At 73.2% G+C, this 12085-nt stretch carries 10 protein-coding genes; 4 read left to right on the plus strand and 6 right to left on the minus strand.

All coding sequences use genetic code 11. The annotated features are described in order from the left end of the window. Positions 1 to 75 precede the first annotated feature (75 nt). Positions 76 to 1629 (minus strand): MDR family MFS transporter, encoded by a 1554-nt coding sequence (locus tag ACFU7Y_RS28235; protein WP_224283520.1) that lies wholly within the window; start codon positions 1627 to 1629, stop codon positions 76 to 78. Between the two features lie 155 nt (positions 1630 to 1784). Further along, entirely contained in the window at positions 1785 to 2234 is a 450-nt protein-coding gene (locus ACFU7Y_RS28240; protein WP_224283519.1) for a MarR family winged helix-turn-helix transcriptional regulator, read from the minus strand. 126 nt (positions 2235 to 2360) lie between these two features. Here ACFU7Y_RS28240 and ACFU7Y_RS28245 point away from each other — a divergent pair, with 126 nt between their 5' ends. Then, positions 2361 to 3401: a DUF3533 domain-containing protein gene (locus ACFU7Y_RS28245; RefSeq protein ID WP_380770066.1), complete on the plus strand. Its 1041-nt coding sequence runs from the start codon at positions 2361 to 2363 to the stop codon at positions 3399 to 3401. A gap of 159 nt (positions 3402 to 3560) precedes the next feature. On the opposite strand, the gene ACFU7Y_RS28250 is transcribed toward ACFU7Y_RS28245, so the two are convergent. From ACFU7Y_RS28250 to ACFU7Y_RS28265, 4 genes are all read right to left on the minus strand, one after another. After that, complete coding sequence (locus ACFU7Y_RS28250) at positions 3561 to 4769, minus strand: ROK family protein (protein ID WP_380770067.1); 1209 nt, start codon at positions 4767 to 4769, stop codon at positions 3561 to 3563. Between the two features lie 18 nt (positions 4770 to 4787). Continuing rightward, positions 4788 to 5378 (minus strand): GtrA family protein, encoded by a 591-nt coding sequence (locus ACFU7Y_RS28255; RefSeq protein WP_224283197.1) that lies wholly within the window; start codon positions 5376 to 5378, stop codon positions 4788 to 4790. Between the two features lie 87 nt (positions 5379 to 5465). Next, positions 5466 to 7928 carry an endopeptidase La gene (gene lon, locus ACFU7Y_RS28260; RefSeq protein WP_224283198.1) on the minus strand — a complete coding sequence of 821 codons (2463 nt, stop codon included), beginning with the start codon at positions 7926 to 7928 and terminating at the stop codon, positions 5466 to 5468. Positions 7929 to 8145: 217 nt separating this feature from the next. Continuing rightward, positions 8146 to 8856: a rhomboid-like protein gene (locus ACFU7Y_RS28265; protein ID WP_380770068.1), complete on the minus strand. Its 711-nt coding sequence runs from the start codon at positions 8854 to 8856 to the stop codon at positions 8146 to 8148. A 618-nt stretch (positions 8857 to 9474) separates the two neighbouring features. Here ACFU7Y_RS28265 and ACFU7Y_RS28270 point away from each other — a divergent pair. The 3 genes from ACFU7Y_RS28270 to ACFU7Y_RS28280 all read left to right on the plus strand — a co-directional run. Beyond that, complete coding sequence (locus tag ACFU7Y_RS28270) at positions 9475 to 10212, plus strand: response regulator transcription factor (RefSeq protein ID WP_030057574.1); 738 nt, start codon at positions 9475 to 9477, stop codon at positions 10210 to 10212. A gap of 93 nt (positions 10213 to 10305) precedes the next feature. Then, entirely contained in the window at positions 10306 to 11493 is a 1188-nt protein-coding gene (locus ACFU7Y_RS28275) for a cell wall metabolism sensor histidine kinase WalK (protein WP_224283200.1), read from the plus strand. Positions 11494 to 11725: 232 nt separating this feature from the next. Beyond that, a partial coding sequence (locus ACFU7Y_RS28280) for a hypothetical protein (protein ID WP_380770069.1) occupies positions 11726 to 12085 on the plus strand: 360 nt, incomplete at its 3' end.

Raw genomic sequence — 12085 nt, forward strand, 5'->3', positions numbered from 1 at the left:
TTCACGCACTCCCCGGCCCGTTCGCGCATCCCGACTGCCGGTCGGTTCTCCTGGGTGGTCGGTTCTCCTGGGTGGTCAGTTCTCCTGGGTGGTCTTCAGCGCCGTCTCCCGGATGAACAGCACGGTGACGAAGGCCAGCGCCGCGAACGGGGCGGCCCACAGGAAGACGGTGCCGACGCCGTGGCCGAAGGCGTCCGTCACCAGCGGCACGATCGGGGCCGGCAGCTTGGCCAGGTCCGGGATGCCGCCGCCGGACGCCGCGGGCGACGCCGGGATGTGCGCCGCGGCCAGGTTCTCGGCCAGGTAGTGGCCGACCTTGTCGGTCATCAGCGCGCCGAGCGCGGAGACGCCCATCGCGCCGCCCATGGTGCGGAAGAAGGTGACCACCGAGCTGGCCGCGCCGAGCTCGTGCCGGGGCACCGTGTTCTGCACCGCGAGCACCAGGTTCTGACTGGTCAGGCCGAGGCCGACGCCGGTGATCGCCATGTAGACGGAGAGCAGCCCGTAGTCGGTGTCGGCCCGGGCGGTGCCGAGCAGGCCGAAGCCGACGGCGAGCAGCGCGGTGCCGGAGACCAGGTAGGCCTTCCACTTGCCGTACTTGGTGATCAGCCGGCCGGCCACCGCGGAGGAGACCGCCAGGCCGAGGATCATCGGCAGGGTCATCAGGCCGGCCACGGTCGGGGACTTGGCGCGGGCCAGCTGGAAGTACTGGCTGAGGAAGGTGGTCGCGCCGTACATCCCGACGCCGACCAGCACGCTGGCGAGCGCGGCCAGGGTGACGGTGCGGTACTTGAACAGGCCCGGCGGGATGATCGGCTCGGCGGCGCGGCGCTCGATCACGACGGCCAGGGCGCCCAGCAGCAGGCCGCCGCCGACCATGGCCACGGTCTGCCAGGACAGCCAGGCGTAGTTCTTGCCGGCCAGCGTGATCCAGATCATCAGCAGGCTGACCGAGGCGGTGATGACCAGCGCGCCCAGGTAGTCGATCTTCGCCTGGCGCTTGACCACCGGCAGCTTGAGGGTGCGCTGCACCACGAGGATCGCGGCCAGCGCGAACGGGATGCCGACGTAGAAGCACCAGCGCCAGCCCAGCCAGGAGGTGTCCACGATGACGCCGCCGATCAGCGGGCCGCCGATGGTGGCGAGCGCGAAGACCGCGCCGAAGTAGCCGCTGTACCGGCCGCGCTCGCGCGGCGGGACCATCGCGGCCAGGCAGATCTGGCCGAGCGCCACGACACCGCCGGCGCCGATGCCCTGGAGCGCGCGGCAGGCGATCAGCTCACCGGTGTTCTGCGAGAGGCCGGCCAGCGCCGAGGTGCCGACGTAGATCAGCAGGGCGATCTGGAGCAGCAGCTTCTTGCTGGCGAGGTCGGAGAGCTTGCCCCAGATCGGGGTGGAGGCGGTGAGGGTGAGCAGGGACGCCGTGATCACCCAGGTGTACGCGGACTGGCCGCCGTGCAGGTCGGCCAGGATGTGCGGCAGGGCGTTGGAGACGATGGTCGAGGAGAGCACGGCCACGAAGAGGCCGAGCAGCAGGCCGGAGAGCGCCTCCATCACCTGCCGGTGCGTCATCTGTGAGCTGTCGGCCGCGGCGGCGGTTCCGCTCGCGGCCTCGGTGGTCACGGTCATCTGGGTCCTTCGGCGAAGCGTGCGGGATGCGCGGGTCATGAAATTTCGTTGCCTTAAGCAACCATACGGCGAGATGGTTGAATTAGGCAACTTTCTTCAAGGGCAAGTAAAGCCCGCGGTCGCGGGCCCCGGTCGCGCCGCCGACGGCCGCCCGGTCAGTCGACCGGCGACTCCCCCAGCACGTCGTTGAAGCGGCGCAGCAGCTCCGCGAAGCGGGTCACGTCCTCCGGCGACCAGCCGCCCATCACCTCGCGCACCCGGCGCATCCGGACGTCCCGCGCGGCCAGGAAGCGCCGCCGCCCGTCCTCGGTGAGCGAGACCAGCGCGGCCCGGCGGTCCAGCGGGTCCGCCTCCCGGGCCACCAGGCCCAGCTCCTCCAGCGCCCGGATCTGCCGGCTCACCGTCGCCTTGCCGACCGCGAAGTGCACGCCCACGTCGGTCACCCGCACCCGCCCGGCCTGCTCGATGTAGCCGAGCATGCTGTACGCCATGCCCTCCAGCCCGGGGTGCACCCGCCGTGAGAGTTCCGCCACTCTGGCCCGGCCCCGCCGGAACATCAGCGCGACCTCGCTCTCCACCGCCACCAGGGCTTCTTCGTCACTCACCGCGCCAGTATCGCGCAGCGACACCCGCCGGGAGCCGGTACGGAAGGTGCGACAGGCCAACTACTTCATGGTATGAAGTATCGGTTCTGGAAGTACCGTTTTCCCCCGTTACGCAAGGAGATGTGGATGGCAGCCCCGGGGCAGGGTTTCGTCGCCGAACTGAAGAGTGCGGTCACCCCGCGCGCGGCACTGCTCGTGCTCGGAGTACTGCTGCTCCAGCTCGGCTTCATCACCTCGTACATCGGGGCGCTGCACAAGCCGGCCCCGCAGAACCTCTCCATCGCGGTGGTCGCCCCGCCCCAGGTCGCCCCCAAGCTGGTCGGCGCGCTGGAGGCGGTGCCGAACGACGCCGTCAGGGCCTTCACCGCACCGGACGCCGAGACGGCGACCCAGCAGATCAAGGACCAGAAGATCTACGCGGCGCTGGTCGTGGACCCGACCGGCACCCAGGACACCCTGCTGGTCGGCGGCGCCCGCGGCCCGTCCGCGGCCAAGGCCGCCGAGACCATCACCACCGCGATCGACCAGAGCCAGGGCCGCACCGTCAAGGTCCACGACGTGGTGCCGCTCGCCGCGGGCGACACCAACGGCCTCTCCGCCTTCTACCTGGTGATCGGCTGGTGCGTCGGCGGCTACCTGGTCGCCTCGATCCTGGGCATCAGCGCGGGCTCCAAGCCCGCCAACGTCCACCGCCTGCTGATCCGCCTCGGCGTGCTCGCGCTCTACTCGATCGGCGCCGCGGTGCTCGGCACGCTGATCGCCGGGCCGGTGCTGGACGCGCTGCCGGGCTCGATCCTCGGCCTGAGCGCCGTCGGCGCGCTCGTGGTGTTCTCGGTCGGCGCCTTCACCATGGCGCTCCAGTGCCTGTTCGACATCATCGGCATCGGCATCGCGGTGCTGGTCTTCGTCGTGCTCGGCAACCCGAGCGCGGGCGGGGTCTACCCGGCGCCGATGATGCCACCGTTCTGGCGGGCGATCAGCTCCTGGATCCCGAACGGCGCCGGCACCAGCGCGGCCAGGTCGGTCGCCTACTTCGGCTCCACCAACCTGGGGCTGCCGGTCCTGGTCCTGGTGGTCTGGGCGCTGATCGGCATCGGTGTCGCCCTGCTCGCCGTGCTGCGGCACCCGAGCTCCCAGCGCCGCGAGCTGGTCTCCGCCGAGGCCTGAGCCGCCCGGTCCCGACCGTCACCGAGCCCCCAGCCGCCCCGGCCGGGGGCTCGGTCGCGTTCCCGGTCCCGGCACGCATGCCGCCCGCGGGGCCCGGGGTCTCCCAGGGCGTGTCCGACCATTCCCGCCGGGCGCGCGACTCGAATGGTCGGACACGCCCTAACCGAGTGGCCCGGGGTCGGCCACGATGGCCCGCACGACCCGCACCGCCGCGCCCAGCAGCGGGCCCCGGCGGCCCAGCCGGGAGACCGTCAGCCGGTCCTCGGACCAGGGCCGCACCGTCACCCGGGCGGCCAGTTCGGCCCGCATCGCGGGCAGCAGCCAGGGCGCCAGCCGGGCGTAGCCGCCGCCCAGCACCACCTCGGCCGGGTCCAGCAGGTTGACCGCGCCGGCGGCCGCGGTGCCGAGCGCCGTGCCGGCCCCGGCGAGCGCCGCGCGGGCGGCTTCGTCCCCGGCCCCGGCGCGGTCGGCGAGCAGTGCCACCCAGTCGCCCCGGGCCCCGGTCAGGCCGGCCGCCCGCAGGGCCGCCGCCTCGCCCGCGTACTGCTCCAGGCAGCCGTGCGCCCCGCAGGCGCAGCGGCGCCCCCCGGGGTGCACCGGTACGTGGCCGAACTCGCCGGCGTAGCCGCCGGCCCCGCGCAGCAGCCGGCCGCCGACCACGATCGCCGCGCCGACCCCGGCCTCGGCGGAGACGTACAGGAAGTCCTCCGGGCCCTCGCCCAGCCAGCGCTCGGCCAGTCCGCCGAGGTTGGCCTCGTTGTCCGCCTCGATCGGCAGCTCGGCCAGTCCGCCCCCGGCCGTCCGCAGCGCCGGGCGCAGTTCGGCAGCCAGCGGGATGTCCTGCCAGCCCAGGTTGGCGGCCCGCCGGAGCATCCCGCCGGATCCGCCGACCAGCCCGGGCACGGCCAGGGTGAGTCCGGCCGGGCGCAGCCCCGACTCGGCGACGGCCTCGCGCAGCAGGTGGGCGAGGTCGGCCATCACGGCGGCGGGCGCGCGGCCGTGGTTGGAGACCTCCCGGCGCCGCCAGGCGCGGACCTCCCCACGCAGGTCGACCACGCAGGCACCCAGGTGCCGCACCCCGATCTCGGCGCCGAGGCCGCCGGGCCCGGCCGGGTTGAGGCCGAGCGCGGTGCCGGGGCGGCCGACCTTGCCGCTGGGCGCGGCGGGGCCCTCCTCGACCACCAGGCCGGCGGCGATCAGCTGTTCGGCCAGCGAGGAGACGGCCGCCCTGGTCAGCCCGGTCCCGGCGGCCACCTCGGCGCGCGAGCGCGGTCCGCTCGCGATCGTCCCGAGCACCAGGGCCAGGTTGGCCCGGCGCATCCCCTGCTGGCTGGCGGGCCCGGTCGGGACGGGGTCCGGCTCGTGCATAAGGCTCACCTCGCCCCTTTACGGCACATCCCGTGGCATCTCGGGTGCAGCGTAACCGGGTTCCAAGAGCACCGTCACCGGTTCCGCGAGCACCCTCGCCGGCACGGGAACGGGCTCGGCCCGGGCGGGCCCGGCGGGCGGGGCGAAGACCCACCGCCGCATCGCCCAGTAGCGGAACAGCATCGCGACGAAGGTGCCGACGACCATCCCGCTGAGGAAGTCCGCCAGCTCCTGCCCGTAGGGGCCGATGTACGGCTCGCGCAGGTCCAGGACGTACCGGGAGAACGCCAGCGGTACGTCGTTGACGGCGATCGCCACCGCGCTGACCAGGACGAACATCAGCGCCTCGCGCTGCCGGCCGTCGGCCCGGAAGGCCCAGCGGCGGTTCAGCACGTACGAGACGACGGTGCCGATCACGGTCGCGACGGTCAGCGCGACCACCGGTTTGTGCTCCAGCACGGTGAACTTGAGCTCGAAGTCGATCACCGTGGTGAGCACGAAGCAGCCGCTCCCGACCAGCAGGAACTTCACCAGTCGGCGGTGCCGTACCAGGAAGGGGCGCAGCCGGTCGGGCACCCGGGCCAGCGCGCGCTGCGTGGGGGACGGCATCTCCGCAGTCTCGCACGCGGGGATGCCGTCGGCCCTTCGGACCGCCGGTGGGGCCCGGGCCACCGCTCGGGCGGCCCGGGCCTGCGGTCAGGCGGCCACCAGCACCGTGGCCGCGGCCGGCTCCAGCGCCAGCTCCAGTACCTCCCGCACGTCCGCCACCGGGTGGACGGTGAGCCGCTCCAGCACCTCGGCCGGGAGGTCGTCCAGGTCGGCCTCGTTGCGCTTGGGGATGATCACCGTGGTGACCCCGGCCCGGTCGGCGGCGAGCAGCTTCTGCTTCACCCCGCCGATCGGCAGCACCCGCCCGGTCAGCGACACCTCGCCGGTCATCGCCACATCGGTGCGCACCTTGCGGCCGGAGAGCAGCGAGGCCAGCGCCGTGGTCATGGTGATGCCGGCGCTCGGCCCGTCCTTGGGGACGGCCCCGGCCGGGATGTGCAGGTGCACGCCGCGGTCGCGCAGCGAGGTGACCGGCAGCTCCAGCTCGGCGCCGCGCGAGCGCAGGTAGGAGAGCGCGATGTGCGCGGACTCCTTCATCACGTCGCCCAGCTGCCCGGTGAGGGTCAGCCCGGTGCCGCCGGTCTCGGCGTCGGCGAGCGAGGCCTCGATGTAGAGGACGTCGCCGCCGGCGCCGGTCACCGCGAGGCCGGTGGCCACGCCGGGGACGGCGGTGCGGCGCTCGGCTGGCTCCTGGGCGGACTCCGGCACGTGGTGCGGCCGGCCGATCAGGGCGCGCAGGTCCTGCGCGCCGACCGCGGCGGGCAGCTCGCGCTCGCCCAGCTCGGCCTGCACGGCGATCTTGCGCAGCACCCGGGCGATCGAGCGCTCCAGGTTGCGGACGCCCGCCTCGCGGGTGTACTCCCCGGCGAGGCTGCGCAGCGCCGGCTCGTCCACGGTGACCTGCTCGCCGCCGAGGCCGGCCCTCTCCAACTGGCGCGGGAGCAGGTGGTCGCGGGCGATGACGACCTTCTCGTCCTCGGTGTAGCCGTCCAGCCGGACCAGCTCCATCCGGTCGAGCAGCGGCTCGGGGATGGCTTCCAGGACGTTGGCGGTGGCGAGGAAGACGACGTCGGAGAGGTCGAGCTCGACCTCCAGGTAGTGGTCCCGGAAGGTGTGGTTCTGCGCCGGGTCCAGCACCTCCAGCAGGGCGGCGGCCGGGTCGCCCCGGTAGTCGGAGCCGACCTTGTCGATCTCGTCCAGCAGGACGACCGGGTTCATCGAGCCGGCCTCCTTGATCGCCCGCACCAGCCGGCCGGGCAGTGCGCCGACGTAGGTGCGCCGGTGGCCGCGGATCTCCGCCTCGTCCCGGACGCCGCCGAGCGCGACCCGGACGAACGTGCGGCCCATCGCCCGGGCCACCGACTCGCCGAGCGAGGTCTTGCCGACGCCGGGCGGGCCGACCAGGGCAAGCACCGCTCCCTCCCGTCGCCCACCGCTCTTCCTGGGGAGCGCTTCGCTCTGCCCCTCCGGCCGAGGCCCGTCGACCGGCCCGAGCCCCTGGTCGGCCCGGCGCTTGCGGACGGCCAGGTACTCGACGATCCGCTCCTTCACGTCGGCCAGGCCGGCGTGGTCGGCGTCCAGCACCGCGCGGGCGCCGGCGATGTCGTACGCGTCCTCGGTGCGCTCGCTCCAGGGCAGTTCCAGGACGGTGTCCAGCCAGGTGCGGATCCAGGAGCCCTCGGGCGACTGGTCGGAAGCGCGTTCCAGCTTGTCGACCTCCTTGAGCGCGGCCTCGCGGACCTTCTCCGGGAGGTCCGCGGCCTCGACCCGGGCGCGGTAGTCGCCCTCCTCGTCGGCCGCCTCGCCGTTCAGCTCGGCCAGCTCCTTGCGGACGGCCTCCAGCTGGCGGCGGAGCAGGAACTCCTTCTGCTGCTTGGCCACGCCCTCCTCGACGTCCTTGCGGATGGTGTCGTTGACCTCCTCCTCGGCGAGGTGGTCGCGCAGCAGGGTGAGCGCGTACTCCAGACGGGCGACCTGGTCGGCCTCCAGCAGCACCTTGAGCTTCTGCTCGGCGGTGACGAAGGGCGCGTAGCCGATGTTGTCGGCGAGCTCGCCGACGCCCTCGATCCGGTCCACCCGGTCGACGATCTGCCAGGCGCCGCGCTTGCGCAGCCACTGGGTGGACAGCGCCTTGTACTCCCTGACCAGCTCGGCGGCCCGGCCGGCCACCGGGGTGCCCACCGAGGACTCCCGGAACGGCGTGGTCTCCACCCAGAGGGCGGCGCCGGGGCCGGTGGTACCGACGCCGATCCGGACCCGGCGCACGGCGCGCACCAGCGCGGCGGGCTGCCCGACCGCGTTGGGGCCGTCGGCCAGCCGGCCGACCTGCTCCACGGTGGCCAGCGTGCCGGCCGCCGCGTACGAGCCGTCCACCCGCGGGACCAGCAGGACCTGCGGCTTGCCGGCGCCGGTGGCGGCGGCCCGGGCGGCCTCGACCGCGGCGCGCACCTCGGTGTCCTTCAGGTCCAGCGGAACGACCATGCCCGGCAGGACGACCTCGTCGTCGAGCGGCAGCACGGGCAGGGTGAGCGGTGTGGACGTCGATGCCATGATCTCTCCCCAGTCAGCGAACTTGAGTCGACCTGACTAAGGCCTCGCGGCCGCCGGATGTTCCCGACCCTCAGTTCGCCGTGAGCGAACACGAATCGGGGCGGGAGGTGCCGCGCCGGGCTCCGTCAAAAGAGCACGGAAAGCGCACCGGACACGCCTCCGGAAAACCCGGGGCGAAGATCCCCGGCCCCGGAACGATCACGACCGGGCAACGGCGTCAACGCGCCGTCCACACCCGCGCGGGCGCACCGCCGGCGGCCGTCGCCGGGGCCGGACGCGGCCTCAGCGGGCGCCGCTCGGCCCGGCGCACCCAGCGCCACAGCGCGACCCCGGTCAGCACCGCGGCCGGGTGCCCCACGCCGGTGATCACGTCCTTGTCGGTGGCGATCTGCTCGACGATCATCAGCCCGGCGCCGCCCAGCGCGAGCAGCCGCCCGCGCCAGGAGAGCAGCCCGGCCACCGCCCCCAGGCAGGCGAGCACGCCGTAGCTGACCCCGATGTCCAGTTGGTCCATCACCTCGGGCGCCATCCGCCCGGTCTCCACCGCGGCGATCACCACCCCCTGGGAGAGCAGCGTCGCCACGACGTGCCCGGCCGCGAACACGGCCGCCGCCCGGGCCGGGCCGATCCTGCGCTCCAGCGGCGCGAGGGTGAGCGCGAATCCCCACAGGTACGGCATCCACACCTCGCCGGCCACCCAGAATCCGCTCAGCGCAAGGGCGCGCAGAGGATGCTGGAGCAGGTTGTGCCCGTCCGAACTGGAGGCCTCCTGCAACCGCTGGACGAGTTCCGGATCGGCGAGTCCGGCGAAGGTCGTGGTGGCTCCCACGACGGCGAGGTATCCGAGCGTGAAGGGCGTTCGCCGGGGCGTCGGCACCCGTTCCAGCAGCCACTCCACGACACCGGTGCGCAGCCCGAGGCGGAGCATTCCGTACGGCGCTCCCGCGGTCCGGACTCCGCCGGCACCCAACCCCAGTCCCGCCATGCCGCCTCCGCTCCACGCCGCAGCCACCGGCTCCTCGCCCGGTGCCCAACGTACCGGCGCGCGCCACGGATTCCGCCCGGTCGGGTGTTGTCGCGGCCACGGTACGTCGAGGTCCTGAGAGGCACCTGGGAAAAGCCCGTGAAGACCCCGGCCGCAGCGGACCGGAGGATTCCCGGCATTGGTCCAGACCTTCTCCCCGCCAGTGCGGCAGCACGGCCTCTGACCGGCGACTTGGCGTCAACTGGACTGCATACGTACCGTTACACAGAGAAAATTCGCCGGGTAAGGTATCGGCCCGTGCCCACTCGTGCAGTGGGTCCGAGGGCGGCCCGACAGCCGGCCCACGGGCCGGAAACGTCCGGTCCACCTGCCGGGAAGCATCCGCTGTCCGTACGCTGCGAAGTGCGCGGGAGAAGTGGGCGGCCGACCATCCGTCCTCGGCTCCCTGTCGCACGACGGGACGGCGGACCCGGCACAGTCCACGACGGAACAAGACTACGAGCGGAGCCCCGCCATCCCCACAGGTGGCCGGCCCGCAGCCCTGGGGGCGGTGGCGTGACCGTGACAGAAATTCAGCAGGACAACCACAACACCGGTGGCACTGTGAGCAGCCAGCGCAGAGTCCTGGTGGTGGAGGACGAGCCCACGATCGCCGAGTCGATCGCCGCCCGGCTGGGCGCCGAGGGCTTCAAGGTCGCCGTGGCCCACGACGGCCCCGGCGCGGTCGACGGCTTCCACACCTGGCAGCCGGACCTGGTGGTCCTCGACATCATGCTGCCCGGCTTCGACGGCCTGGAGGTGTGCCGCCGGATCCAGGCCCAGCGCCCGGTTCCGGTGCTGATGCTGACCGCCCGCGACGACGAGACGGACCTGCTGGTCGGCCTCGGCGTGGGCGCGGACGACTACATGACCAAGCCGTTCTCGATGCGCGAGCTGGCCGCCCGCGTCAACGTCCTGCTGCGCCGCGTCGAGCGCGCCCAGCAGGCCGCCCGCACGCCCGCGCTGGGCAGCCTGCGGTTCGGCGAGCTGGAGATCGACCACGTGCAGCGCCGGGTCCGGCTGGCCTCGGGCGACGTCCACCTGACGCCGACCGAGTTCGACCTGCTCGCCTGCCTGGCCGCCCAGCCGCGCGCCGTGCTCACCCGCGAGCAGCTGCTGGCCGAGGTCTGGGACTGGACCGACGCCTCCGGCACCCGCACCGTGGACAGCCACGTCAAGGCGCTGCGCCGGAAGATCGGCGCCAGCTGGATCCGCACCGTCCACGGCGTCGGCTACGCGCTGGAGGCCCCGCTCTCCTAGGACGGCTTCGCGGGCGACGGGCCGCCGGGGGGCCCGTGTCCGGACGACGCCGGGCCACCACGCGGGGGGACGACGCGGGGACCACACGGGACAATGACCTTTCCACAGCAACGCAACGGGGAATCCGACGACGCGCGGCCGCAGAATCTCGCCGCCCGCGCCGCCCGCCGGGTCTGGGCCGACATCCGGCCGCTCGACCCGGTCCGCTCGATCAAGGGCAAGCTCGCCCTGCTCGTGATCGTCTCCGTGTTCCTGGCCACCGGGATGGTGGTCGTGGCGATCCGGTCCGAGACCCAGATCCGGATCATCATGGTCTTCTCCATGATCGCCTCACTGCTCTTCATGCAGTTCCTCGCGCACGGGCTGACCGCCCCCCTGCGCGAGATGACGGCCGCCGCCCGCGCGATGGCCTCCGGCGACTACAGCCGCCGGGTCGAGGTGAACTCGCGCGACGAGATCGGCGAACTGGCGGCCGCCTTCAACGCCATGGCCGCCGACCTCCAGGCCGCCGACCGGCACCGCCGCGAGCTGGTCGCCAACGTCTCGCACGAACTGCGCACGCCGATCGCCGCGCTGCGCGCCGTCCTGGAGAACGTGGTGGACGGCGTCGTCCAGCCCAATCCGACCACCCTGGGGGCGGCGCTGGAGCAGACCGAGCGGCTCGGCCGCCTGGTCACCCACCTGCTCGACCTCTCCAAGATCGACGACGGCGTGGTCGACCTGGACGCCCGCCCCTTCGAGGTGCGCGAGTTCCTGGACGGCGTGCTGCGCGGGGTCACCGTGGACGGCGCGACGGCCGGCGGCGCCTTCTCCCGGCGCGGGGACGTCCGGCTGGCCCTGGAGGTCAGCCCGGTCGGCCTGACCGGCGTGGCGGACCCGGAACGGCTCCACCAGGTGGTCGCCAACCTGGTCGACAACGCCTGCAAGCACTCCCCGCCCGGCGGCACCGTGACGGTGCGGGCACGACCGGAGGGCGAGCGGGGCGGCCTGCTGCTGGAGGTCGAGGACGAGGGCCCCGGCATCCCGCCCGCCGACCGCACCCGGGTCTTCGAGCGGTTCAGCCGCAGCGGCACCGCGACCGCCGCCGGACCAGGCGCGGACGGCGGGACCGGGCTGGGCCTGGCCATCGCCCGCTGGGCGGTGGACCTGCACGGCGGGCGGATCGCGGTGGCCGAGTCCCCGCGCGGCTGCCGGATCGAGGTCCGGCTGCCCGGACAGCGCCAGGGTGACGGTCAGGACATTTGTCACAGATCCGACACAGAGGTACACGAAGATCGTTAGCGGATTCGGCCGAGTTTTTGTCCGGTTTCGCCCCGTATGGACCCTGTTCGGCGCCGATCGGTTCCCCACAGATACGGCTTTCTAACGCACTTTTTCAGCCAAAGTGCAGGTCAACACTGTGATCTGGGCGACGCCTGGGCCTCGGGGACTGCGCGATCACCGGTCAGGGGCGTAGCCTTAATCCCCGCTGTCCAAACATCCCAAAAGGAAGCGGAAGAGGGCGGTTGCCGCCGTGTCGCCACAGTCCCCTGAAACCCCCAACAGCTCGGCAAGCTCCACTGGCTTCGGCCCCAATGAGTGGCTCGTCGACGAGATCTACCAGCAGTACCTCCAGGACCCGAACTCGGTCGACCGAGCCTGGTGGGACTTTTTCGCCGACTACAAGCCCGGTACCGAGGTGACCCCAGTGACCCAGGCCGCGACCCAGGCCGGCCCCGCGCCGACCCCTGCCGCTGCCCCCGCGCCCGCCGCTGCTGCTGCTCCGGCCGCGCCCGCTGCCGCTCCGGCCGCGCCCGCCGCCGCCCCGTCTCCTCGGGGACGGCGACCGGCGGCTTCGCGACCAACCGGGCGCCCGCCAGGGGCGGTACGCAGC

Source organism: Kitasatospora sp. NPDC057542 (genome assembly GCF_042801945.1).
GTDB lineage: Bacteria > Actinomycetota > Actinomycetes > Streptomycetales > Streptomycetaceae > Kitasatospora.

What these genes read in the sequence shown, in the direction of transcription:
- ACFU7Y_RS28250 (WP_380770067.1), bottom strand. Translation starts at nt 4,769, where the DNA reads ATGCACGAGCCGGACCCCGTCCCGACCGGGCCCGCCAGCCAGCAGGGG.
- ACFU7Y_RS28265 (WP_380770068.1), bottom strand. Translation starts at nt 8,856, where the DNA reads ATGCTCCGCCTCGGGCTGCGCACCGGTGTCGTGGAGTGGCTGCTGGAA.
- ACFU7Y_RS28275 (WP_224283200.1), top strand. Translation starts at nt 10,306, where the DNA reads ATGACCTTTCCACAGCAACGCAACGGGGAATCCGACGACGCGCGGCCG.
- ACFU7Y_RS28245 (WP_380770066.1), top strand. Translation starts at nt 2,361, where the DNA reads ATGGCAGCCCCGGGGCAGGGTTTCGTCGCCGAACTGAAGAGTGCGGTC.
- ACFU7Y_RS28235 (WP_224283520.1), bottom strand. Translation starts at nt 1,629, where the DNA reads ATGACCGTGACCACCGAGGCCGCGAGCGGAACCGCCGCCGCGGCCGAC.
- lon (WP_224283198.1), bottom strand. Translation starts at nt 7,928, where the DNA reads ATGGCATCGACGTCCACACCGCTCACCCTGCCCGTGCTGCCGCTCGAC.
- ACFU7Y_RS28255 (WP_224283197.1), bottom strand. Translation starts at nt 5,378, where the DNA reads ATGCCGTCCCCCACGCAGCGCGCGCTGGCCCGGGTGCCCGACCGGCTG.